The organism is Streptomyces sp. a15 (genome assembly GCF_059026085.1).
Genome location: NZ_JBWLKM010000072.1, coordinates 1 through 23,213 on the forward strand (window position 1 = coordinate 1; position 23,213 = coordinate 23,213).

Genomic DNA, 23,213 nt, shown 5'->3' on the forward strand with positions numbered 1-23,213 from the left:
CCTCCCCTCCCCCCCCCCCCCTCCCCCCCTTCTCCCCCCCCCCCCTCCCCCCTCCTCCTCCCCCCCTCCCCCCCCCCCCCCCCCCCAACCCAGTCGACGTCAGGGCGCGAAGTCCAGCAGTACCTTGCACGACCGGCTCCGGTCCGCCGCCAGCGCGAACGCCGACTCGGCCTCCCGGACGGGCACCACCGCGCTGATCAGCTCGTCGAACACCGGCTCCGCCGCGAGCAACGCCAGCGCGTCGTCGAACTCGCCGTCGAAGCGGAAGGCGCCGCGCAGTTCTATCTCGCGGCTGACGACGAGGTTCCCGGCGAAGGGGCTCGGCCCGGGCGACAGCATGCCGAGCTGGACGAGGACCCCGCCGCGCCGCACCAGGCGGAGGCAGGTGTCGAGGCCCTCGGCCGCCCCGGACGCCTCGACGGCGGCGTCGACCTCCGCGGGCCACCCGGGATCCGCCGGGTCGTCCGCCCGTACGAGGGTGTCGGCGCCCGCGGCCGAGGCGTACGCCAGGGCCGCCGGGAGCAGGTCCGTCACCGTCACGTGGGCGGCGCCCGCGGCCTTGGCCGCCGCGACCACCAGAGAGCCGATCGGCCCGGCGCCGGTGACCAGGACGTGCCGGCCCCGCACGTCCCCGGCCCGCCGGACCGCGTGCAGTGCCACCGACAGCGGTTCGGCGAGCGCGGCCCGGCGCAGCTCCAGGCCGGCCGGGAGCGCCCTGACCTGGTCGGCGGGTACGACCACGTGAGCCGCGAACCCGCCCTGTACGTGCGGAAACCGTGCCGCGCTGCCCAGATAGCGCGTGTCCCGGCAGACGTTGCGGCGCCCGTCCGCGCACTCCGGGCAGACCCCGCAGGGTGTGGCCGGGTGCACGGCGACTGCCGTACCGGCAACCGGCCCTGACGCGCCGGCACCGTACGAGACGATCGTTCCGACCACCTCGTGGCCGAGCACCATCGGCTCCTTGAGGCGGAAGTCGCCGACCCCGCCGTGCCGCCAGTAGTGCAGGTCGGACCCGCACACCCCGCCGTACCGTACGGCCACGAGCGCCTGGCCGGGGCCGGGGTCCGGTACCGCCAACTCCTCGACCCGCAGGTCACCCTGGCCGTGGATCACGCAACCCAGCATCAAAGCCTCCCGGAGGTCACAGCACGCTCGTCATGCCGCCGTCGACATACAGCACCTGTCCGCCGACGAAGTCCGCGGCGGGCGAGGCGAGGAACAGCACCCCGCCCACCAGGTCCTCCGTACGGCCCCAGCGGCCGGCCGGGGTGCGGCGCCGTACCCACGCGCTGAACTCCTCGTCGTCGACGAGAGGCCGGGTCAGCTCGGTCTCGATGTAGCCGGGGCCGAGGCCGTTGACCTGGACGCCGTGCGGACCCCAGTCCGCGCACATGCCCTTGGTGAGCATCTTCAGGGCGCCCTTGGTGGCCGCGTAGGGCGCGATGCCGGGGCGGGCCACCTCGCTCTGCAGCGAGCAGATGTTGATGATCTTGCCGTGGCCGCGTTCCGTCATCCGGCGGGCGGCTTCCCTGCCGACCAGGAAGGCACTGGTCAGGTTGGTGTCCAGGATCCGGTGCCAGTCGGAGTCGGTGAACTCCAGGAGCGGGGCGCGCAGTTGCATGCCCGCGTTGTTGACCAGGATGTCGAGCGGGCCGACCCGTTCCTCCACATCCGCTATGCCGTCCGCCACCGACGGCCCGTCGGTGACGTCGAACACGGCCGTGTGCACCTCACCGGGCAACTCGGCGGCGGCCTTGGTGAGCCGCTCGCCGTCCCGCCCGTTGAGGACGACCCGGCAGCCCGCCTGAGCGAGGCCGCGGGCCAGTGCGAGTCCGATGCCCCGGCTGGAGCCGGTGACCAGGGCGGTCCGGCCGCCGATGTCGAACAAGGGGTGACTCATCGCCGTACTCCTAGATGATCAGCGAGAGGAGGAGGACCACACCGCCCGCGACCACGGAGATGATCGTCTCCATGACGGACCAGGTCTTGAGGGTCTGGCCGACGCTCAGGCCGAAGTACTCCTTCACCAGCCAGAATCCGGCGTCGTTGACATGGCTGAAGAAGAGCGAGCCGGCGCCGATGGCCAGGACGAGCAGGGCCGTGTGGGTCGTCGACATGTCGGCCGCGAGCGGGGCGACCAGGCCGGCCGCCGAGATCGTCGCCACGGTCGCCGAACCGGTCGCCAGCCGGATCGCCACCGCGATCAGCCAGGCCAGGAGCAGGGCGGGGATCGACCAGTCCTTGGAGATGTCCAGGATCATCTGGCCGACGCCGGAGTCGATCAGCGTCTGCTTGAAGCCGCCGCCCGCGCCGACGATCAGCAGGATGCCGGCGATGGGCGCGAGGCCCTTCTCGACGAGTTGCGAGACCCGATCCTTGGCGAACCCGGCAGGGCGCAGGAGGGTGAAGATGCCGACCAGCACGGCGGCGAGCAGGGCGATCAGCGGAGAGCCGATGACGTCGAAGGTGCGCTGCACATCGTGCGCCGGGTCGTCGATGACAATGTCGACCAGGGCCTTGGACAGCATCAGGACGACCGGCAGCAGGATCGTGGCGAGGGTCGCGCCGAAGCCGGGACGCCTCTCCAGTTCCTCGGAGGCGCGCTGCGGGATCATGCGTTCGGGGGCCGGGACGTCAACCCAGCGGGCCGCGTACCGGGCGAACAGCGGACCGGCGATGATCACGGTCGGTATGGCGACGAGCACGCCGAGCGCCAGCGTGACGCCCAGGTTGGCCTTGACCGCGTCGATCGCGACCAGCGGGCCGGGGTGCGGCGGGACCAGACCGTGCATCACGGACAGACCGGCGAGCGCTGGGATGCCGATGCGCATGAGCGAGTAGTTGCCGCGCTTGGCGACCATCAGCACGACCGGGATCAGCAGCACCACGCCGACCTCGAAGAACAGCGGCAGTCCGATCACCGAGGCGATCAGCACCATCGCCCACGGCATGGTGCGGCCGCTCGCCTTCGCCAGGATCGTGTCGACGATCTGGTCGGCGCCTCCCGAGTCGGCGAGCATCTTGCCGAGGATCGCGCCGAGGGCGATCAGCACGCCCACGCCGGCCACGGTGGACCCGAGCCCGGTGGTGAAGCTGGTGATCGCCTTGTCGAGCGGCGCCCCGGCGAACGCGCCGAGCGCCAGTGACCCGATGGTCAGCGACAGAAATGCGTGGAGCTTGAACTTGGTGATGAGCAGGACGATGACGGCTATGCCCGCCAGGACGGCGATACCCAGCTGAGCGTGGCCGGCCGAGGTGATCGGCTCGGGTGCGTCCGCTGCCAGCATCTCGACACTGAGTCTGGTCACAGGGGATTCCCTTGCAAGTACGGGGAGGGGGGAGGGGTGTTACTGGGGAGGGGAGTTGGGGAGGGGTGTTACCGGGACACGTCGGGGAGGACGCTCAGTGCCTCGGCGGCCCGCTCGGTGATCTCCTCGGGGCTTCCGGAGACGTCCACGGCGACTCCCGCCTCGTCCGCCTGGAGCGGCTGGAGCGTGGCGAACTGGGAGTCCAGCAGCGCGGTCGGCATGAAGTGGCCCTGCCGGTGCGCCATGCGCTCCTCGATGAGCTTCCGGTCGCCCGCGAGGTGCACGAACACGACACCGGGAGCGGCGGCCCTGAGCCGGTCGCGGTAGGACCGCTTCAGCGCGGAGCAGCTGACCACCCCGCCGAGCCCGGCCCGCTCGTGCGCCCAGGCGCCGATGGCGTCGAGCCACGGCCACCGGTCCGCGTCCCCGAGGGGGGTGCCGGCCGACATCTTGTCGATGTTGGCCTGGGGGTGGAAGTCGTCGCCCTCGGCGTAGGGAACGCCCAGCCGGGCCGCGAGCAGGGGACCGATCGTGGTCTTGCCCGTGCCGGCGACGCCCATCACCACGACGACGTGAGGGGTACGCATCACTGCCTCGCTGTCTTCCTCGACATCCGACGTCGGCATCTGACGTCGGCCACACTGAAACCTATTAGGTACGACGAATTCAAGAGTCTGTGACAAATAAGTCTGACTTTTTGTTCCTGTGATCTGCCCCGTACGCTGAGTGCATGAGCACATCGGGCCGGGGGCTGCACGGCCGCGTACTGGAAACCCTCGGCCCCGCGATCACCGCGGGCGAGTACCCGCCCGGCAGTGTCCTGCGCACCGACGAGCTGGCCCAGAGTTTCGACGTCTCACGCTCCGTGATGCGCGAGGCGGTCCGCGTCCTGGAGTCCATGCACCTCGTCGAGTCCCGCCGCCGCGTGGGCGTGACGGTCCGTCCCGCGAACGAGTGGAACGTCTTCGACCCCCAGGTCATCCGCTGGCGCCTGGCCGGCGCCGACCGCCCCCGCCAGCTGCGCTCCCTCACCGTCCTGCGCTCCGCGATCGAACCGGTCGCCGCGGGCCTCGCCGCCAAGTACGCCACGGCCGACCAGTGCGCCGAACTCACCGAGTGCGCCCTGGGTATGGTGGCCCACTCGCGAGGCCACCAGCTCGAGGGCTACCTGGTCCACGACATCGCCTTCCACCGCGTCATCCTCAACGCCTGTGGCAACGAGATGTTCGCGCGTCTCGGCGACGTCGTCGCCGAGGTCCTCGCCGGCCGCACCCACCACGAGGTCATGTTCGACGACCCCGACCCGGCCGCCGTCACCCTCCATGTCCAGGTCGCGGAAGCGGTCCGCGCGGGCGACGCCGTCCGCGCGGAGGCGCTGACCCGCGAGATCACCGTGGGCGCGCTTCAGGAACTGGACATCCTCGCGCCGTAACCGGGTCCGGGACAGACGCTGGTCGAGGGTCCGGACAGGCCTAGTCGAGGAAGGTCCCGTCCACGTACACCCATGCGCCGTCCACCCGCTCGAACCGGCTCCGCTCGTGCAGCGAACCGCCCCGGTACGAGGCCCGGAAGGTCACGGTCCCGGTGGTGTGGAACGCCGATCCCTCGCTCGTGGCGAGGATCTCCAGACGGGTCCAGCGCATGCCGGGGTCGAACTCGACCCGGGGCGGCCGGGTCCGGGGGTGCCAGGTGCGCAGCAGGTATGCCTCGTCGCGCTGCACGAAAGCGCTGTAGCGCGAACGCATCAGCGATTCCGCGGTCGGCGCCGCGGCCTCACCCCGGTGGAATCGGCCACAGCACTCTGCATACGTCTCCCCAAGATCGCAAGGGCACGAGGGCTTGTGAGCAGGGGCGGAAGGGCTCTGGGACCGGAGATGCGAGGTACGTCGGGGCATGACCACCATTCTGCTAGAACATCGCCTGTGGGAAACCTGTGAAGCACCTGTTGCGACGTGCGCACATCGTGTGCGAGTCATGCGCGGCACCCTCCATCGAACCCCCCTCAGGCGTGGCGTGAAGACGCCTTGTTGTCCAACTCTTTGCACTCCACCGTGGGTTCAGCACTTGAGCATCAGGAGTCACAAGCGTGTGCGCTTGTCCCGGGCGGCCGTCCGTCCGGGCACTGACGGGGGAAGCTGATGCGGTGTCCGCGGACCGGCGCGCCTTCGCGCGTCGGGGACCTTCCGCCTGCACCGTGACGAAACCTCTCCTTTCTGCCGTCTCTTGGTGCCTGTCGATCGGTGCCCGAAAAGGGATTGGAGGGGGAATGCCGACGAATGCAGTGAACGCCGCCAGGCCGACGTATCCCGGCGTCTATGTCGAAGAGCTTCCCAGCAGCACCCGCACCATCTCCGCCGTGACCACGTCGGTGACCGCCTTCGTGGGACACACCCGGCGGGGTCCGCTGAACGAGCCGGTGCGCGTCACCGGCTTCACCGAGTTCGAGCGGCGCTTCGGCGGGCTCGGCTCGAAGAGTGCCCTCGCCTACGCGGTGCACCAGTTCTTCGGCAACGGCGGCACCGTCGCCGTGATCGTCCGGGTGGCCAAGGCCGGCAGCGGCAAGGCCGCCTGCGTCGTCCTGGAGTCCACCGAGGGCCACAGCGAGAGCCGCGTGCTCGAGGTCCACGCCAAGGAACCCGGCGTGTGGGGCAACGGCCTGCGCGTCGCCGTCGACTACGACACCCCCGACCCCGACGCGACCTTCAACCTGCGCGTCTACGACGCCAAGGGCGACGCCCGCGAGAGCTTCACCGGGCTGTCCATGGACGCCTCGAACGGGCGGTACGCGCCGACCGTGATCAACGCGGGGTCGCGGCTCATCCGCGTCGAGGCCGTCGGCGAGGGGCGCCCCGACCCGTCCGGCACCGTCTCCAAGCCGTTCGGGCACGAACTGCCCGACCTGGCCGTCGACCTGACCGTCAAGATCGGCGACGTGGAGCGGGAGTTCACCCTCTACGACCCCGACTGCGACGGGGAAGCCCCCTCCAGCGTGGCCGAGTTGGCGCTGCTGCTCGAACGCAAGCTGCGGGCGCTGCCCGACGCCCCGGGCAAGCACGCCTTCGCGGGCGCCGAGGTCACCGCCTTCGGCCGGCGCGTCCAGGTCGTCGCGGGCTCCACGGACCCCGAGGACGTCGTCCGCTTCGTCGGCGAGTGCGCCAACGACCTGGGCCTGGAGGCCTCGGTCAACCCGCCGGTCTTCCCGCTGGAGGGTGGCGAGGACGGCGAGGCGCCCGGACCGCGTGACCTCATCGGCTCCGAGGCCGACAAGACCGGCATCCAGGCCCTGCGCGGCGTCGCCGACGTCAACCTGCTGGCGCTGCCCGAGCTCGCCTCGTACGAGAAGACCGAGGACATGCTCACGGTCGTCTCGGCGGCCCAGCGGCTGTGCCAGGAGCGACGGATCTTCCTGCTGGTCGACGCGCCCAGCACCTGGGTGAGTGTCGACACGGCACGGGCCGGCCTCTCGGCCTTCGACGCCGTCCGCGGCAACCACGCGGGTCTGTACTTCCCGCACCTGCAGCTCACCGACCCGCTCACCGGGCGGCTGCGCTCCTTCCCGCCGTCCGGCGCGGTCGCGGGCGTCATCGCGCGCACCGACTCCGAGCGCGGCGTGTGGAAGGCGCCGGCCGGCACCGAGGCGCGGCTCGCGGGCGTGCACTCGCTCACCGTCGACCTGACCGACCGCGAGACCGGGCTGCTCAATCCGCTCGGCGTCAACTGCCTGCGGACCTTCCCGGTGACCGGACCGCTGGTGTGGGGCGCACGCACCCTCGAGGGCTCCGACGCGCTCGACAGCGAGTGGAAGTACGTGCCCGTGCGGCGGCTCGCGCTGCACGTGGAGGAGAGCCTCCAACGCGGCCTGCAGTGGGTGGTGTTCGAGCCCAACGACGAGAGCCTGTGGCAGCAGATCCGGCTCGGCGCCTCCTCGTACCTGCACACGCTGTTCCGCCAGGGCGCCTTCAAGGGCAGCACCCCGCGCGAGGCGTACTTCGTCAAGTGCGACCACGAGACCACGACGAACGAGGACGTCGCCAACGGCGTCGTCAACGTCCTGGTGGGCATCGCGCCAGTCCGGCCGGCCGAGTTCGTCGTCGTCAAGATCCAGCAGACGTCGGGGCAGTTCGCGCTCTAACGCCCACGGAAATTTGGAGAGCTGAAGGAATCCGATGGCTGAGTTCACGGTCAACGCGCATCGATTCGACCCCTACAAGAACTTCAAGTTCCTGGTTCTGTGGGACGGTCGTACGGTCGCCGGCATCAGCAAGATCAGTCCGCTGAAGCGGACCACGGAGGTCGTCAAGCACCGCCACGGCGGCGACCCCTCCTCCCCGCGCAAGTCGCCGGGCCGCTCCGAGTTCGAGGGCGTCACCCTGGAGCGCGGAGTCACCCACGACCCCGAGTTCGACCGCTGGGCCAACAAGGTCTGGCAGGTCGGCGCGGGTCTCGGCTCCGAGGTGTCCCTGGCCGACTTCCGCAAGGACATCGTCATCCAGGTCCTCAACGAGGCCGGGCAGGTCGCCGTCTCGCACAAGCTCTACCGGACCTGGCCCAGCGAGTACCAGGTCCTCGGCGAACTCGACGCCAACGCCAACGCGGTGGCCATCCAGTCGCTGAAGCTCGAGTGCGAGGGCTGGGAGCGGGACTACGAGGTGCCCGAACCGGAGGAACCGTCGTTCCTCAACCCGGCATGAACCGGGCGTAGTCGATCGGATCGGGGGAGGACATGGCGATCACCGGGGCGGCCGAACTGCTGGCCGCCTGGGAGGCGGGACTGGCCGAGGCGCCGGTCGGGCGCGCGCTGCTGCTGCACCGTGCGGCCCGGCCCGACGTCGACGCCGGGCGGCTGCCCTCGGTGCCCGTCGGCGAGCGCGAGGCGGACCTGTTCGCGCTGCGCCGGGCGCTGTTCGGCGAGCGGATGCAGGTACGGCTGGAGTGCGCGGCGTGCGGCGCGGACATGGAGTTCGAGCTGGACGCCGGGGACTTGGCCGGTTCGCTGGGCGGGCGCGGCGAGCACGTCGTGCGGGTCCAACAGGGCGGCTGGGACGTCGAGTTCAGGCTGCCCGGGGTCGCCGACCTGGCGGCGGTGGCCCGTGCCGCGGACCCGCGTACGGCGCTGCTCGCGCGGTGCCTGGTCTCGGCGACGCACGACGGGAGCGCGGTGCCGGCCGGGGAGCCGGCGGCGGGGGAGTTGCCCGCGGCCGTGCAGCGCCGGATCGCCGAGGCGGTCGAGGCGGCCGATCCGGGCGCCGACCTGACGCTCAACGTGGCCTGCCCCGAGTGCGGGCAGGCCACCCGGGCCGAGCTCGACATCGCCTCCTATCTGTGGACCGAACTGGACGCCTGGGCGCGCGACGTGCTCCTCGACGTCCATCTGCTCGCCACCGCGTACGGCTGGAGCGAGCCGGAGATCCTGGCGCTCAGCCCGCTGCGGCGCCGCTACTACCTGGAGCTGTGTGCGGATGTCTGACTCCTCTGCCGAGCGGTCGGGGCCCGACTTCCTCGACCGGCTGATCGCCCGGCACGCCGCACCGGCCACCGCCCCGCGCCCAGGCGCCGGGCGGGTGCGGCCCCGGCTGCCCGGCCCCTTCGAACGGGTCGAGGCGGTCCGGGCCCAGGCGGCGACGCCGGACGAGGACGGGCTGCTGTGGCCCTCCACCACGCCGACGGTCCTGCCGCCACCGGACGCGCCGCGCCCGGCCGCGACCGGCGAGGCCCGGGTGTACACGGAACGGGAGCGGACCGTCGTACGCACCGAACGGGCGCCCGCCGAACCGGCCTCGCGCCCTGCCGCGCAGGCCGCCCCGGAGATCCCCCTGCTGCGGCCCGCCGCGCCCCTCGCACCGCGGCAGGTGCCCTCCGCCGCCGTGCGGCGCGCGGCGGGACAAGGGCGCTCCGACCGGGGCGCCGACCGGCCCGCGGCCTCCGTGCCCACCCCCCCGGGTGCGGACGCCGCTTCCCCCGCCGTCGTGTCCGCGGCGCTGCGCCCCGCCGCCGCGGACACGACGGCAGCACGGGACGCCGTACGCCAGGCCGCGGCCCGGCGACCCGCGCGGGCGGCCGAGCAGGTGGTGCAGGTGCAGATCGGGCGGCTGGAAGTGACGGCGGCCGGGTCGCCGTCCGGCGGCGCGCGGCAGCGGCGGACGCCGCAGGCGGGGCGTGCGGGGGCGACCGTGAGCCTCGCGGAGTACCTGGCACGGGGGCGCGAGTGAGCCGCGCACAGGCAGCAGTGGGACGAATTCGGCTGGATGGAACCGAGGGACTGACGTCATGAGCAACGCACTGGCCATCGCCCATGTCACCCAGGCCCTCGCCCTGCTGATCGAGAACAACGTGGGGCCGGAGTTCGGCGAAGCCGTCAAGGTCGAGCCGCGCAAACCGCCGGCCGACGCGCAGGCCGAGCCGACCATCTCTGTGTTCCTCTACCAGGTCACGCCCAACACCTCGCAGCGCAACAACGACCTGCCGACGCGCGCGTCGGACGGCACCCTGGTCAAGCGGCCCGCCGCGGCACTCGACCTGCACTACCTGATCAGCGCGTACGGCGAGGAGACGGAACTGGTCGGGCAACGGCTGATCGGCTCCGTGATGCGCACCCTGCACGAGATACCGATCCTGCCGAAGGACGTCGTCGAACAGGCCGGTGAGCGGCCCTACCTGGCCGGGAGCGACCTCGCCGAGGCGGCACAGCGCGTGCGGTTCACGCCGACGGTGATGGACATCGACGAGACGTCGAAGCTGTGGGGGATGCTCCACCAGACCCCGTACTCGCTGTCCGTGGTCTACCAGGCGGCCCTCGTCTTCATCGACGGCCGCCAGACGCCGGTGCCGGCGAAGCCGGTGGAACGGTCCGACGTGCGGGTGGTGCCGTTCGTGGCGCCGGTCACGGAGGCGGAGACCGAGACCGAGGATCCCGTCTCGCGGCCCGCGCCTGCGTCTGCCAAGCAGGCCGTGAAAGCCCCTGCGAAGACCGCGGCCAAGACGGTGGCCAAGGCCCCGGCCGCCCGGACCCGGAAGTCCGCCCAGGCGGGCAAGGCCGCGCAGCCGGAACCCCGCAAGCGCACCGCTCGGCGGGCCGACGGCGAAGGCACGGAGAACTGAGACCAGATGGGGACGACGGGGGCAGGTGAGGACATGGGGACGAACGAGCCGGATACGCCGGGTACGCCGGGCGTGACGGGAACGGCCGACGGGGCGGGCGCGCGGGACGGCGGCGCGGCGCTGATGGCGGAGATCCGGCGCGTGCTGTCCCGCGTCGACGCCCACGCGGCGGGCGAGGACGGCCGGGGAACCGAGGCCCCGGTGCCGACGACCCCGTCCGTCACCGAGCCTTCGGCCGACCCGCTCGACGCACTGTTCGCCTGCTTCGGCCTCACCCCCTTCGAGCGCGACCTGATCCTCCTCACCGCCGCCGACGAACTGGACCCCACGACCGCCGCCCGCTGCGCCGCGGCCTCGGGCGACCCGCAGCGGGCGTTCCCCACCTTCGCGCTCGCCCTGGCCGCGCTGGCCGAGCCGCACTGGAGCGCCCTCACGCCCGTCGCGCCGCTGCGCCGCTGGCGGATCGTCGAACTGGACGACGAGTCACGGCTGACCACCTCCCGGCTGCGGCTCGACGAGCGCATCCTGCACTTCCTGCTGGGCTCGCCCTACCTGGACGCCCGGCTGCACGGCCGCCTGCGCCGCACCCCCGCGCCGGACCGCCTGCCGCCGTCGTACGACCTGGCCGCGAGCCGGGTCGCCGAGGGATGGGTGACGGGGAGCGACGTGCCGGTCGTCGAGGTGACCGGCGGGGACCTGCGTAGCCGCGCCGACATCGCCGCCGCGGCGGCCGCCCGGTCCGGGCTCGGGATGTACGCGATGGGCGCCGAGGACATCCCGGCGGACCCCGCCGAACGGGACGCGCTCGCCCGGCTGTGGCAGCGCGAGGCGATCCTGCTGCCCGCCGCGCTGCTGGTGGAGGCGGGTGAACTGGACCGTGACCAGCGGGCGGCCGCCGAGGCGTTCCTGGCCGGGACCGCCGTACCCGTCGTGGTGTCGAGCGAGGACCCGCTGCGCACGGACCGCCCGCACGGCGCGCGGGTGTCCGTGCCGCGTCTCGATGACGAGGAGCAACTCGCCCTGTGGGCCGACGCGTTCCACCCCGTCGCGGACCTGGACGACACCGAACTCCGGTCCCTGATCGCCCAGTTCCAGCTGCCGCCGCACGTCGTACGGTCCGCGGCCGCCACCGTACGCCGCCGGCTGCCGTACGAGGACCGGCTCGACCCCGCCCAACTCGCCTGGCGGGCCGGGCTGGAGGAGGCCCGCATCGGCATGGACGAGCTGGGCCGCCGCATCGAACCGCAGGCCGGCTGGGACGACCTCGTCCTGCACGAGCGGCAGACCAGCGTGCTGCGCGAGATCGTCGCGCACGTCCGGCAGCGGGCGACCGTCCACCAGGAGTGGGGATTCGCGGCGACCCTGCGCCGCGGTCTCGGAGTCACCGCGATGTTCGCGGGCGGCTCCGGCACCGGCAAGACGCTGGCCGCCGAGGTGATGGCGAAGGAACTGGGCCTCGACCTGTTCGTGATCGACCTCTCGCAGGTCGTGAGCAAGTACATCGGCGAGACGGAGAAGAACCTCCGCCGCGTCTTCGACGCCGCCGAACGCGGCGGCGCGCTGCTCCTGTTCGACGAGGCCGACGCCCTCTTCGGCAAGCGCAGCGAGGTCAAGGACAGCCACGACCGCTACGCCAACCTCGAGGTCAGCTACCTGCTGATGCGGATGGAGGCCTACCGGGGCCTCGCCATCCTCACCACCAACATGAAGAAGGCCCTCGACACGGCCTTCCTGCGCCGCATCCGCTTCGTCGTCGACTTCCCCTTCCCGGCGGAGGACGAACGCGCGGAGATCTGGCGCCGCGTGCTGCCGCCCCAGGCCCCCGTGAAGGACATCGACCCCGCGCTGCTGGCCCGGCTCACCGTCGCGGGCGGTTCGATCCGCAACATCGCGCTGTCCGGAGCGTTCCTGGCCGCCGAGGAGGGCGATCGCCTCCAGATGCGGCACATGCTCGCCGCGGCCCGCACGGAGTATCTGAAGCTGGAGCGCTCCCTGACGCCCACGGAGGTCCGGGGATGGGTGTGACGCGGATGGGCGGGAACGGTGGGACTGGTGGGAACGGTGCGAGCAAGGCGCCCTCGGCGATACGCGTGGACATCGGGGAGCTGGTGCTCGACGGCTTCCGCGCCGACCCCGAGCACGTCTCGGCCGCCTTCGAACGCGAACTGACCCGCCTGGTCCGGGAACACGGCGTACCGCTGGCGGCCGACGGCGCCCTCACCGTCGACGCGCTGACCGGCCTCGCGCCCCTGCCCGCCGGCCTGTCCGCCCGCCGCCTCGGCCAGGAACTGGCGCGGGCCGTGCACGAGGGCCTCAGCGGCCACGGGGAGGTGACCCGGTGAACGCCAACGCCCAGTCGCAGGACGACCGTTCCGAACAGTCGGCCGAACAGCGCCGCCGTAAGCGCAGGGAACGTGCCGCCAAGTCCCGTACGCCTGAACCGAAGAACATCGTCAGCGGCGCCGGACAGCCTCTCGACCCTGGCATACGACGCGAGTTGGAGGAACGCCTCGGCCACGACCTGAGCCGGGTACGCCTGCACACCGGCCGGGACGCGGGACACCTGACGGACCTGCTCGGCGCGGACGCGGTCGCGGTCGGCCAGGACATCTTCTTCGCCGAGGGCACCTTCAAGCCCGGCACCGACGAGGGCCGCCGCCTCCTCGCCCACGAACTCCTGCACACCGTCCAGAACCCGCACGGCCTCGGCACCCTGCGCGCCGGCCGCGAACTGGGCGCGGTGAGCCTGCCGCAGCAGGCGATCGAGCGGGAGGCGGAGTCGGCGGCGCGGGATCTCGTACAGCAGCCGGAGTCCGGCGCGGACGTCGCTCAGATCGAGCAGGGTCAGGCCACGCCCGGCTGGCTGCGGTACGCGACCGTCGACGCCGACCGTCGCCGCATGGAGCAACTGGACCCGGCGACCCTTGTCGACCGCCTGGCCAACGGCCTGCTCCGCTCCCTGCGCGGCGACCCCGAGGACCGGTCGGGGCGGGTGCGGCTGCAGCTTGCGCGGATGGCGCCGCAGGTGCAGGACATCGTGCTGGACCGGTTGGAGCTGCGGCTGCCCACGCCGGTGCTCGACCGGCTGCTGGCGGCCGTGGAGGAGACGGAGCAGGCCGGACCGCTGCCGTCGGAGGCCGCGGCGGCGCCGTTGGCCGTGCCCGGGGCGGGGGAGGAGATCGAGGAGGAGCGTCGGCGGGCCTCGGGCGAGGAACAGGAGGAGGCGGGGGAGCGTACGGATACCCCCCGGGACGGGGACGGTCGGCAGGAGGACGACGGACGGACCGGGTCCGACGGTCGGCGGGACGAGGAGGCCGAGGACTCTGCGGACGCTGCGGACCAGGAGGGCGCGCCCGGCGAGAAGGGCGCTGCCCGGGATCGCGAGGCCTCGGCGGGGCAGCAGCAGGAGCGGTCCCAGGAGCAGCAGGAGGATCGGAACGCCTCCGGCCAGGACGCACAGAAGGACGCCGCGGACGAGCGCGAGGGCGCGGCGAACGCCGAGACGGAACAGAAGGAACAGGACCAGAGCGACGAGCGGGAGGCCCAGGAGGAGTCCGAGGGGGCGCAGGACTTGGCCACGCCGGAACCGGAGAAGCAGGCCGGTGAGCAGGAGCCGCCGCAGTCCGAGGGTACGGGCGGCAGTGAGGTCGCCGCCCGGCAGGCCGCCGCCCCGGGGGCGGTGGACCGGAGCGGGGCCGAGCCCGGCGAGCGGACCAGGACGGGTGGGGGCACCGCTCCGGCCCGCGCCGTGGGGGGCGACCCGTCGAACGAGGAGGACGCCGACGACGAGCCGTTGGGGCTGGAATCGGTGGCGGAGGACGACACCGAGGCATCGGACACGGAGCCCGACGAGCAGGGCGGCACCGGCTCGGTGCCCGACATCGACCTGGTCGGCGCCACTCCGGCCGCGAAGAACCCGACGCTTGTCGAGCAGCGCAAGAAGGATCCCGCACGTCCGATGAGTCCCGCGGCCGTCGAGACTCCAGCAGTTCCGAGCGGCCCGGAGCAGGGCGCGACCGCAACCGGCACCCCCAGGGACGCCGACTCGGACGCCGCGGAGAACGACTCCGAGGACCAGGACCTCTTCGCGGCGCTGTCCGTCGAGCAGGACTCCGGGGCCGGTGAAGACAGTGGTGCCGACTCGGAGCCGCGGGCCGGCGACGCCACCGCGGCACCACTGGCGGAGTCCGCCGACCGGGACTGGAAGCAGACGGAGGCTCAGCGGGAGGACGCCGACGCCCGTCGCCGCGACGAGGAGGCCCGAACCGCCGACGGTGCGCCGGGCGGCGGCACGGCCCCCGGCCCCGGGGAGACGGCACCGCCCGGACAGTTGGACAAGGCGGGCGAGGACGCCCGTAAGCAGGAGCCCGGGACGTCCCCTTCCGGTTCCGCCGCCTCCGGGGGAGACAGCCGAAAGGGCGGAACCGAGGAGCAGGGTGGCGGTCGCGGCACCGACACCGCCGGTGCGCAGCAGAAGCAGAGCAAGGAGACCGGGGCAGGCCCTCAGGAGAGCGCCGGGCGCGACGACAACCGCTCCGAGCAGGGCGACTCGGCCCAAGCGTCCGTGTCCGCACCCGCCTCCGAGCCCGGAGCGCGGGACGTCACCGAGGGCCGTGGTCCCGCCACCTCGGCGGGACCGGAGACCGGACCGGACCGGGTCTCGACCCCGGGCCCGGCCTCAGCGCCCAAGCTCGCCCCCGGCAACGGGCCTTCCCCCCTGTCCGCCGGACCGGAGGCGACGACCAACACGCCCAAGGCCGCCGAGGCCCCGGCATCCGGTCCCTCGACCGGCTCACGCGCCCGGCCGACGGGCAGCAAGCGAGCGGCGGCACGCCAGGTGGCGAAGAACGCCCGCCGCGGCGGAGGCGGCGGCCGTACGGCGTCCGCACCCGCACCCGTACGGTCAGGCGGCCGCAGCGGCGGCCGTTCCGCCCCGGCCGGAGGCGCCAAGCCCAAGAAGGAGGCGCCCGCCCCGGACGTCTCCAACGCCACGCCCGAGTCGGGCCTGGCGACGGCGGGATCGCTCAAGCCGCACCAGGCGCTGGAGACGCTGAAGGGCGTCGACGGCGCCGTGGGCCGCTCCGTCGAGAAGGACCGCTCCGCCCTGCGCAAGGCGCCGCCGACCACGCAGCGACCGTCCGGTTCGCCGCGCACGGTCCCCGGCGGCCCGACGCCCGCGGCCCCCGGCACCTACACCAACGCCAAGGTCGCCCGCACCGAGGCGGCCCCCGGCAAGACCCCCGAGATCACCGGCGACCAGAAGCCGGAAGGCGAGGTGCCGGGGGCGAACGTGCCGGAGCCGAGCTGGTGGGACATCGCCGTCACGATCGGCGCCCAGCTGTTCGGCAAGCTGCTGAAAGAGATCCTGCCGCTCGACGATCTGATCGACTCGATCCTCGGACTGCCCACAAAGGACGAGGGCCTGCAGAACGCCCGCGTGGGCGACGCCCCCCGCCTGCCCCTGGAGAACGACTCCGACCCGCAGCGCACCGACGAGCAGAGCGGCAAGCTCGACGAGCGGAAGACCGAACTGCACCAGGCCGGGCGGGACGACGCGGCCCGCCCCATGGGCGAGGACCAGCTCTACCCGGACGTCCCCAAGGAGACCCTGACCGGCAAGGTGGCCGGCGGGAAGAAGGGCGGGAAGTCGAGCGGACCGCGCTCGGTGTCCGGCGGCGTGCCCATCGAGTCCGCCTCCGCCGTCGCCGAACACGACCGGGGCCCGCAGATCCAGGCCGGCTTCGCCGAGGGCCGGAACAAGATGGGCCAGGAGCGCCAGGCCAAGGACAAGAAGGCCACGGACGACCGCAAGCAGCACGACGAGGACCTCAAGCGCGAGGTCGACGCCAGCGGCAAGAAGCAGGCCGACGCCCGCGACAAGGGCCGCACCGACATCTCCGACTCCCGCGACCGGTGGCGCAAGGAGCAGGACGACAAGGTCGCGGAGATCGACGACAAGAAGGGCAAGAAGTACGACAAGGTCCGCGAAGACGTCAAGAAGAAGGAAGAGGACACCGACAAGGACGTCGACAAGCGCACCGAGGACGACAACAAGAAGATCGAGACGGAGCAGACCACCGCAGAGCAGGACGCGGAGAAGAAGCAGAACGAGGGCAAGGACGACGCCGACAGCTGGCTCGAAGACGCCATCGAGAAGCTGAAGGAGTTCTTCGAGGGCCTCAAGAACGCCATCAAGGGCATCTTCGAGAAGGCCCGCAAGGCCGTCACCGACCTCATCGACCAGTTCAAGCAGCAGGTCTTCAAGCTCATCGACGACGCCCGCAACTGGGTCATCGACCAGATCAACACCTTCGCCGACGCCCTGATCGCCCTCGGCGACGAACTCCTCGCCGACTACCCGGCGATGCGCGACAAGTGGCGCAACACCATCGACGGCGCCCGCGACTGGGCCGTACAGAAGGTCAACGAGTTCGCCGACGCCCTCAAGGAGGTCGCCGGCAAGCTGCTCGACGGCCTGTGCGGCGCGCTGCTCGCCGGCCTCGACCTGCTGGAGACCGGACTGCTGGCGGCCGTCGACGTCGCCGAGTCCGTCACCGTCAGCGCGCTGGAGTTCGGTGCGGCCGTCGTGTCGGGTCTCGGCGAGTGGGCGGCCATCTTCAACGACATCGTCTCCGACCCCGGCGACTGGATCAGCAAGGCGGGTGCGGCGGCCGAAACCGGCGCCAAGGAACACCTCTTCAACGAGATCAAGACCGCGGTCAAGGCCTGGTTCAACCAGAAGGTCCAGGAGATCATCGGCATCCCGATGGAGGACTTCCAGGAGCTGGTCTCCGGCGGCGTCACCGTGGAGCAGATGGCGCAGATGGCCTGGGACGAGGCGGTCCCCCAACTGCCCCTCATCATCGGCGTCATGGTCGTCGAGAAGGTCGTCGCCAAACTGATTCCCGGCGCCGGCTGGGTGATGGCGGTCATCGACGCCCTGCGGACGGCGTGGGGCGCGCTGAGCGAAATCCTCGCCGCCTTCGGCCTGTTCATGGACTTCCTGAAGTCGGTCAAGAGCGGCAACGGCGCGCTGCCGTTCGCGAAGGCGGTGGCGGCCGGGGTCGTGGCCCTCCTGGAGCTCATCTACGAGTTCCTGATCGAGGGCGTCAGCAGGTTCATGGGCAAGGTCGCCGAGCGGCTCGGCGGCATGCTGAAGAACCTCCGCACGAAGAAGGACAAGCCCGGGCAGCCGGACACCCCCGACCAGCCGTCCACACCGAACAAGCCGAAGGACGAGAAGCCGAAGGACGAGCAGCGCCAGGACGAGAAGCCCAAGGACGACGACCCCTCGGCCACGAACAAGCCGGCCGATCGCCGCCCCGCCCCGCGCAAGCCGTCCCCGAACAAGACCTCGCGCCCCCAGTCCAGGCCCCGCCCCGGCAAGCGCTCCTCCCCGGAGAAGAAGCCGCGCCCCGCCCACACCACCCGCCCGAAGAAGCGCCGCGACGACGACGAACGCCGCGAGGACGGCCGCGACGTCAACGCGGCCAGGCGGCGAGCCAAGGACGCGGAGCGCCGGACGCGCGACGAGGACAGGAAGGACCGCACCGACCGCCCCACCCGCCGCGGCCCGGCCCGCGACACGCTCCGCCCCGACCGCCGCCGCGACGACGACCGGGACCGCGATCCCAGGACCAACCGCCCCGACGAGCGTCGGCGCACGACGGCAGACCGTCGCCGGGACGACGACCGGCCGGCCGGCCGCCGCCGCGACACCGACAGGGACCGCCGACCCGGAGACCGCACCCGCCGCCGCGTCCGCCGTGCCCGCCAGACCGTCAAGTCAGCCGTCAACCGCGCACGCCGGGCGGTCGGCCGGCTGTTCGGCAAGACCCGCCGCAGGATCGGCGGCCGGCTGAACGATCGTCTGCGGCGTCTGCGGGAGCAGTGGCGGCGTCGACAGGACCGTGACCGGACCAGGGAGCGTGACCGGCAGCGGACCGGTGACCGGGACAGGCAGCAGGAGCACGCGGGCAGGAAGGACTACGAACTGCCCAGGGTGAGTTTCCGCACGGACGACGGATTGCACACCCTGCTCTTCAACGGAAAGGGCAGGAGCGCCGATCTGACTGTCCGAAGCACTCCGCAGGCCATGAGGAGCTTCTTCCGGTATTGGGCGCGGGAGAACGATCTCCTCAAAGAGTCGGATCCCGACCGTTGGTTGGACCAGGAACGCGCGCGCAAAGCGGCCATGGACCAATACCAAGTCGTGGAGGCCATGCAGGACGGACTCCCGAACTCCGACCGTCAGGACGGGAACCGCAAGCGGGGCTACAGCACCCCGGTCCATGTCGGCAAGGCGGGTGACACGGTCTTCGAGGGCGAGCTGGGCAGGCTCAAGGAGAACATGGAGTATCTGGCCGAACTGCTGGAGGCCAGGGGATCGGCTATGGAGGTACCCCCTTTGCCACCCACGATCCTGCCCCCCTTCGCGGACGGTCCTCTGGCAGCCGAATTCAGGGCTCACTACATCAAGAAAAGGACGCCGAAGGGCACCGACACGTATGAGCGCGATGGGGTCTCACCGCTGGGATGGAGCCAGCTCACGGTTGATGCACGGAAGAGCAACTGGGTCCGCATGCACATGCTGCCGTCGCGACTCGGAGGCCATGCGTCGACCTCGAACCTGGTGCCGGCCAGGAAAACCGAGAACAAGGGTGCGGAAGATGTCGAGCATCCCGCGGCACTGGCCGTCGGAAAGACGGGAAAGGATGGAAAAACTCTGGGTAAGCGGGACCTTCCGGCCAAGCTCGAGACGATGGTCTGGTACGACGTCAGGAAGATTGAGTACCACGCGGGTCATCCGGGATTCCCGAAATCCATTCATGTGCACTGGGGCACGTACAAGGTCGAGGGAGGACATTGGAAGCGGGACAATGAGATCGATAATTGGCCTGGGTCCTTCGACGCGCCGAGCGCCTATGATCTGGGCACGTCGACGACTCTTCCCAAGGTTAATGTGAACAAAGACACGTCGGGCCGGATACAAGAGGCGACGAACCTTTCCGACTACTTCGCCCAGGCGGTTGTGAAGATGGCCAAGGCGCGAAAGGCGAACAACCGTAAGTTCAACAACGTCATCGAACTGGCGGATGCGCTGACAAAATCGGAGGACCTCGGAGGTGGCGGCGCATCGGGCGGAGCGAACCGCCAGGAACGGCAAGAGGCCGTCAAGCTGATCATGAAGGCAAGTGGACGGCTCACATTCGGGAAATGAGCGCTGTTCTCTGACGGAACGGACCAGGAATGAACTCCTTGACTCCCCACGAAAACATGTGGCTGGAAGTCCTCGCAGAGTTGAGGAACTCCCCGGCGATCCATGTGCACAACGAGTACAACACTCCGATCGACGAAAGTCTGGGCGACGCGTCGACAGCCATGAGTGAGATCGCCGACGATTATGACATTCACCTGGACCAGTCCTTCGTCGAGCTGTACACACGATTCAGTGGAATTGGCAGTTCCTGGCGTACGACCGAGGAACACGCCTATGTTGCGGGGGAGTTCTACATCGCGAGCATCAAGCGGCAGATCGAGGAGGACCCGCCCGAACTGGGGTGGAGGGAGTCGCCCATCGCCGATCCCTACCTCGAGTACCAGCTCCGGGCCATTGACGGCACGCCGGACAGCGGAGTGGGAACCCTGGCGGCCGTACGCGTACAACCTGGTGCGACAACGAGCTCCGAGATCTGGTTCGATCACGGATCTCGGGGGGTGTGGAAGCTGGACCTGGATTACCGCGAATACATGGAAACGCTGCGGGTGACCAAAGGCACCTTCGGTTGGCAGTACCTCTTCACGGACGTGTCGTTGCGGGGCGACGACTTCGAAGGGATCGGCCGGCAGTTGAACGACATGCTTACGCTGTTTCCCGACGTCTTCCCCGGACATGACTACAAGCCGCTCCGCCGTCGCCTGGCTGCTCGGCTCCGATAGCCAGCGGCGCCGGAATTGCTCTGTCTCTGAAAGGTAAGGTCCGTTGACCCGCTACGCCGACATCCCCAAACCCATCCGCTCCGGAATAGTCGTAGTCGACCCCGACACCGGCACCCCCCAGCGGATCATCGTCCTGCAGTTCAACCCGGACACCCTCGAACGCAGCGTGAGCCCTCAATCGGCCGGCGACAGCGGCGACGCCGGAGGCGGCGGCACCGGCAGCGGGGACCGCAACGAGGCGCTTCGCCTCAAGGGTCCCGCCCAGGAGACCTGGAAGTTCACCGCCGAGATCGACGCCACCGACCAGTTCGAGATCGCCGCGCCCGACGGCATCCACCCGCAGCTCGCGACCCTTGAAATGCTCGTGCAGCCGACGACCGCCCAACTGCGCGCGGCGAGCCGGCTGTCGCAGAAGGGGACCATCGAGATCAGCCCCATCGAGATGCCGTTGACGCTGTTCACGTGGGGCAGCAAGCGGGTCATGCCGGTCCGGCTGACCGAACTGTCCGTCAACGAGTCGGCGTTCGACGTGAACCTCAACCCGATCCGGGCCTCGCTCAGCATCGGCATGAAGATCCTCACCGTCAGCGACCTGCCCGCCGGACACCGCGGCGCCGACCTCTACATGGCGCACCTCGCGCAGAAGGAGCGGCTCGCCGCGGCGGCCCGGGGCGGCAGCCTCGGCTCGCTCGGGCTCGCCGGAACGAACGCCGTGATCGGAAGGGGCTGAACAGCACACCATGGCCGACATCGAGCCCTACGAGAGCGCCCTCGACGCCATCCCCGGCGCCCACCCCTACCCCCGCACCAGCCGCTACCACGACGCCGAGATCGGCATCCACCGGCAGCCCGACGGGACCGAAGTCCGGTACACCAAGCGCCGGTTGCTGCCTCCGCTGGAGCAGCCGGCGGAGCAGGAGACCCAGGACCACGTCGTCGGCAGCGGCGAGCGCCCCGACCTGCTCGCCCAGCGCTACCTCGGCGACGTCGCCCAGTGGTGGCAGATCGCCGACGCCAACCCCGTACTCGATCCGCGGGAGCTGACGGACGAGGCCGGACGCGTCATCGACATCCCGCTCACCGGTGGCTTCCCCGGCGGCAGGGGAGACCGGCGTGTTTGATCTGCCCGTCGGGCAGGGCCCCGTCCACATCACGCTCCTCATGGGGCCCAAGCTCGCCCGGCCGGTCCCCGCCGAGGTCACCGAGGCGCTGCTGTCCGCCCAGATCACCGCCACGGCGGGGGAGCGCAGCGGCTTCCAGCTCGCCTTCGACCTCACCAAGACCGGCATGATCAGCCGGCGGCTGCTGCCCGAGGGGTTCTTCGATCCCAAGACCCGGATCATCGTGACCGTCGCGGTCAAGGGCACCCCCGACGTGCTCTTCGACGGCCTGATCGTCCGGCACGAGGTCGGCGCCAGCAACCAGCCCGGCCACTCCACCCTCACCGTCACCGGCGAGGACCTCACCCTCCTGATGGACCTGGAGGAACGCACCGCCCGCTATCCCAACCTGCCGCCGTCGGAACGGGTCCTCGCCATCCTGCGCCGGTACTCCGACTACGGCATCCGGCCCGACGTCTACACCGAGAAGATCGCCCAGCCCCCGCACCAGGACCTCCGCGTGCACTACCAGACGGGCACCGACCTCCAGTACGTCACCGAGCTCGCCCGCGCCAACGGCTACACGTTCTACCTGGAGCCCGGCCCCAACCCCGGCCAGTCCTCGGCCCGTTGGGGCCCGGAGGTCCGCCTCGGCATCCGCCAGCACGCCCTCAACGTCAACATGGACGCCAACACGACCGTGGACCAGCTGACGTTCGCCTACGACGGGACGGCCAGGGAGGAGCCGCAGGCCCGTTGGCAGGACCCGGGCACCCGGCAGTCCACCCTCCTCCCGCAACCGCCGATCAGCCCCCTGCGCCCGCCCCTCGGCAGGCGGCCCACCCCGGCCCTCAAGCGCAGGACCCTGTCCGGCACCGCCAAGCAGCAGCGCGAGCAGGCCGAGGCCGAGCTTCTCGCCCGCGCCGCGGTCTCCGCCGACGTCGTCTCCGGCTCCGGCTCGCTCGACGTCAACCGGCACGGCTACATCCTGCAGCCGCGCCAGCTCGTCGGCGTCCGCGGTTCCGGACGGGCGTACGACGGCGACTACTACGTCAAGTCCGTCACGCACAACCTGCGCCCGGGCTCGTACCAGCAGAACTTCACCCTCTCCAGGGAAGGCCTGGAAGCCCGCAGCGACTACGTCCGGCCGTAGCGCAGCCGACGAGACAACTCACCGATCACCAGGAGCAGTTCAGCATGGCGGCACCCAGCAATCGCTACCTCGGCAAGTTCCGCGGCCGGGTCGTCAGCAACGACGACCCGCTGCGCATCGGCCGTGTCACCGTCGAGGTCCCGGACGTCCTCGGCGACGAGCCGTCGACCTGGGCGCTGCCCTGCCTGCCGTTCACCGGTCCCGAGTCGGGGCAGTTCGTGGTGCCGCCGCCCGGCGCGGGCGTCTGGGTGGAGTTCGAGCAGGGGGACCCGAGCTTCCCGGTGTGGACGGGGTGCTGGTACGGCGCCGCCGAGGAGCTGCCGCCCGACGCGCGTCGCGAGCTGCAGGCCAACTCGCCGAACAAGCCGGTCGTCGTACAGACACCGCAGGCGCACAAGATCGTCATGAACGACACCGCCGGCGCCGAGCAGGGAATCCTGCTCCAGGCCCAGGGCGGCGCCTACATCCGCATCACCAAGGAAGCCGTGGTCATCGCGACCGGCGCGGGCGCCGAGATCGTCCTGCGCGGCCGTGAAGTGACCATCAACGAGGGCCAGTTGACCGTGCTCTCGAAGCGATAGACGCGCGATAGACGAGCGATGGATGCGCGCGACA

The 23,213-nt window shown here is 71.1% G+C and carries 19 protein-coding genes; 14 read left to right on the forward strand and 5 right to left on the reverse strand.

Translation table 11 applies throughout. From position 1 onward, the window contains the following. Window positions 1-99: 99 nt before the first annotated feature. From AC5P09_RS40585 to AC5P09_RS40600, 4 genes are all read right to left on the reverse strand, one after another. Window positions 100-1,125 carry an L-idonate 5-dehydrogenase gene (locus tag AC5P09_RS40585; protein ID WP_493878718.1) on the reverse strand — a complete coding sequence of 342 codons (1,026 nt, stop codon included), beginning with the start codon at window positions 1,123-1,125 and terminating at the stop codon, window positions 100-102. Window positions 1,126-1,141: 16 nt separating this feature from the next. Beyond that, the gene (locus AC5P09_RS40590; protein ID WP_493878719.1) at window positions 1,142-1,900 is read right to left on the reverse strand and encodes an SDR family oxidoreductase; all 759 of its coding nucleotides are present in this window, start codon (window positions 1,898-1,900) and stop codon (window positions 1,142-1,144) included. A 10-nt stretch (window positions 1,901-1,910) separates the two neighbouring features. After that, entirely contained in the window at window positions 1,911-3,308 is a 1,398-nt protein-coding gene (locus AC5P09_RS40595; RefSeq protein WP_493878720.1) for a GntP family permease, read from the reverse strand. Window positions 3,309-3,376: 68 nt separating this feature from the next. Beyond that, a complete protein-coding gene (locus AC5P09_RS40600; protein WP_493878721.1) occupies window positions 3,377-3,895 on the reverse strand; it encodes a gluconokinase in 519 nt (172 codons plus the stop codon). Window positions 3,896-4,038: 143 nt separating this feature from the next. Between AC5P09_RS40600 and AC5P09_RS40605 the strand changes: the two genes are divergently transcribed. After that, a complete protein-coding gene (locus AC5P09_RS40605; RefSeq protein WP_493878722.1) occupies window positions 4,039-4,740 on the forward strand; it encodes a FadR/GntR family transcriptional regulator in 702 nt (233 codons plus the stop codon). Window positions 4,741-4,780: 40 nt separating this feature from the next. Here the strand turns inward: AC5P09_RS40605 and AC5P09_RS40610 are convergent, their stop codons facing one another. Continuing rightward, window positions 4,781-5,203, reverse strand: a complete 423-nt coding sequence (locus AC5P09_RS40610; protein ID WP_493878723.1) for a YchJ family protein — start codon at window positions 5,201-5,203, stop codon at window positions 4,781-4,783. A gap of 371 nt (window positions 5,204-5,574) precedes the next feature. Here AC5P09_RS40610 and AC5P09_RS40615 point away from each other — a divergent pair, with 371 nt between their 5' ends. Genes AC5P09_RS40615 through AC5P09_RS40675 form a run of 13 tightly spaced genes read left to right on the forward strand, consistent with a single transcriptional unit; the run spans window position 5,575 to window position 23,179 of the window. Continuing rightward, window positions 5,575-7,440: a phage tail sheath subtilisin-like domain-containing protein gene (locus AC5P09_RS40615; protein WP_493878724.1), complete on the forward strand. Its 1,866-nt coding sequence runs from the start codon at window positions 5,575-5,577 to the stop codon at window positions 7,438-7,440. A 34-nt stretch (window positions 7,441-7,474) separates the two neighbouring features. After that, on the forward strand, window positions 7,475-7,999 hold the full coding sequence (locus AC5P09_RS40620) for a phage tail protein (RefSeq protein WP_102908267.1): 525 nt from the start codon (window positions 7,475-7,477) through the stop codon (window positions 7,997-7,999). Window positions 8,000-8,031: 32 nt separating this feature from the next. Then, window positions 8,032-8,775, forward strand: coding sequence for a T4 family baseplate hub assembly chaperone (locus AC5P09_RS40625; protein ID WP_493878725.1), 744 nt, complete (start codon window positions 8,032-8,034; stop codon window positions 8,773-8,775). Then, window positions 8,768-9,517 carry a hypothetical protein gene (locus tag AC5P09_RS40630; protein WP_493878726.1) on the forward strand — a complete coding sequence of 250 codons (750 nt, stop codon included), beginning with the start codon at window positions 8,768-8,770 and terminating at the stop codon, window positions 9,515-9,517. Before AC5P09_RS40625 ends, AC5P09_RS40630 begins: the two co-directional genes overlap by 8 nt. A 58-nt stretch (window positions 9,518-9,575) precedes the next feature. Further along, window positions 9,576-10,406, forward strand: coding sequence for a Pvc16 family protein (locus AC5P09_RS40635; RefSeq protein WP_493878727.1), 831 nt, complete (start codon window positions 9,576-9,578; stop codon window positions 10,404-10,406). Window positions 10,407-10,439: 33 nt separating this feature from the next. Then, the gene (locus AC5P09_RS40640) at window positions 10,440-12,431 is read left to right on the forward strand and encodes an ATP-binding protein (RefSeq protein WP_493878728.1); all 1,992 of its coding nucleotides are present in this window, start codon (window positions 10,440-10,442) and stop codon (window positions 12,429-12,431) included. Continuing rightward, complete coding sequence (locus AC5P09_RS40645) at window positions 12,422-12,748, forward strand: hypothetical protein (protein ID WP_493878729.1); 327 nt, start codon at window positions 12,422-12,424, stop codon at window positions 12,746-12,748. Before AC5P09_RS40640 ends, AC5P09_RS40645 begins: the two co-directional genes overlap by 10 nt. Continuing rightward, window positions 12,745-19,626 (forward strand): eCIS core domain-containing protein, encoded by a 6,882-nt coding sequence (locus AC5P09_RS40650; RefSeq protein ID WP_493878730.1) that lies wholly within the window; start codon window positions 12,745-12,747, stop codon window positions 19,624-19,626. Before AC5P09_RS40645 ends, AC5P09_RS40650 begins: the two co-directional genes overlap by 4 nt. A gap of 56 nt (window positions 19,627-19,682) precedes the next feature. Next, a complete protein-coding gene (locus AC5P09_RS40655) occupies window positions 19,683-20,345 on the forward strand; it encodes a hypothetical protein (protein WP_493878731.1) in 663 nt (220 codons plus the stop codon). Between the two features lie 43 nt (window positions 20,346-20,388). Next, entirely contained in the window at window positions 20,389-21,075 is a 687-nt protein-coding gene (locus AC5P09_RS40660; protein ID WP_493878732.1) for a hypothetical protein, read from the forward strand. A 10-nt stretch (window positions 21,076-21,085) separates the two neighbouring features. Next, a complete protein-coding gene (locus AC5P09_RS40665) occupies window positions 21,086-21,466 on the forward strand; it encodes a LysM peptidoglycan-binding domain-containing protein (protein ID WP_493878733.1) in 381 nt (126 codons plus the stop codon). After that, window positions 21,459-22,598, forward strand: a complete 1,140-nt coding sequence (locus tag AC5P09_RS40670) for a hypothetical protein (protein ID WP_493878734.1) — start codon at window positions 21,459-21,461, stop codon at window positions 22,596-22,598. Before AC5P09_RS40665 ends, AC5P09_RS40670 begins: the two co-directional genes overlap by 8 nt. 44 nt (window positions 22,599-22,642) lie before the next feature. Then, window positions 22,643-23,179, forward strand: a complete 537-nt coding sequence (locus AC5P09_RS40675) for a phage baseplate assembly protein V (protein ID WP_307673645.1) — start codon at window positions 22,643-22,645, stop codon at window positions 23,177-23,179. Window positions 23,180-23,213 lie beyond the last annotated feature (34 nt).

What these genes read in the sequence shown, in the direction of transcription:
- AC5P09_RS40585 (WP_493878718.1), bottom strand. Translation starts at nt 1,125, where the DNA reads ATGCTGGGTTGCGTGATCCACGGCCAGGGTGACCTGCGGGTCGAGGAG.
- AC5P09_RS40590 (WP_493878719.1), bottom strand. Translation starts at nt 1,900, where the DNA reads ATGAGTCACCCCTTGTTCGACATCGGCGGCCGGACCGCCCTGGTCACC.
- AC5P09_RS40600 (WP_493878721.1), bottom strand. Translation starts at nt 3,895, where the DNA reads ATGCGTACCCCTCACGTCGTCGTGGTGATGGGCGTCGCCGGCACGGGC.
- AC5P09_RS40605 (WP_493878722.1), top strand. Translation starts at nt 4,039, where the DNA reads ATGAGCACATCGGGCCGGGGGCTGCACGGCCGCGTACTGGAAACCCTC.
- AC5P09_RS40610 (WP_493878723.1), bottom strand. Translation starts at nt 5,203, where the DNA reads ATGCCCCGACGTACCTCGCATCTCCGGTCCCAGAGCCCTTCCGCCCCT.
- AC5P09_RS40615 (WP_493878724.1), top strand. Translation starts at nt 5,575, where the DNA reads ATGCCGACGAATGCAGTGAACGCCGCCAGGCCGACGTATCCCGGCGTC.
- AC5P09_RS40620 (WP_102908267.1), top strand. Translation starts at nt 7,475, where the DNA reads ATGGCTGAGTTCACGGTCAACGCGCATCGATTCGACCCCTACAAGAAC.
- AC5P09_RS40625 (WP_493878725.1), top strand. Translation starts at nt 8,032, where the DNA reads ATGGCGATCACCGGGGCGGCCGAACTGCTGGCCGCCTGGGAGGCGGGA.
- AC5P09_RS40630 (WP_493878726.1), top strand. Translation starts at nt 8,768, where the DNA reads ATGTCTGACTCCTCTGCCGAGCGGTCGGGGCCCGACTTCCTCGACCGG.
- AC5P09_RS40635 (WP_493878727.1), top strand. Translation starts at nt 9,576, where the DNA reads ATGAGCAACGCACTGGCCATCGCCCATGTCACCCAGGCCCTCGCCCTG.
- AC5P09_RS40640 (WP_493878728.1), top strand. Translation starts at nt 10,440, where the DNA reads ATGGGGACGAACGAGCCGGATACGCCGGGTACGCCGGGCGTGACGGGA.
- AC5P09_RS40645 (WP_493878729.1), top strand. Translation starts at nt 12,422, where the DNA reads ATGGGTGTGACGCGGATGGGCGGGAACGGTGGGACTGGTGGGAACGGT.
- AC5P09_RS40655 (WP_493878731.1), top strand. Translation starts at nt 19,683, where the DNA reads ATGTGGCTGGAAGTCCTCGCAGAGTTGAGGAACTCCCCGGCGATCCAT.
- AC5P09_RS40665 (WP_493878733.1), top strand. Translation starts at nt 21,086, where the DNA reads ATGGCCGACATCGAGCCCTACGAGAGCGCCCTCGACGCCATCCCCGGC.
- AC5P09_RS40675 (WP_307673645.1), top strand. Translation starts at nt 22,643, where the DNA reads ATGGCGGCACCCAGCAATCGCTACCTCGGCAAGTTCCGCGGCCGGGTC.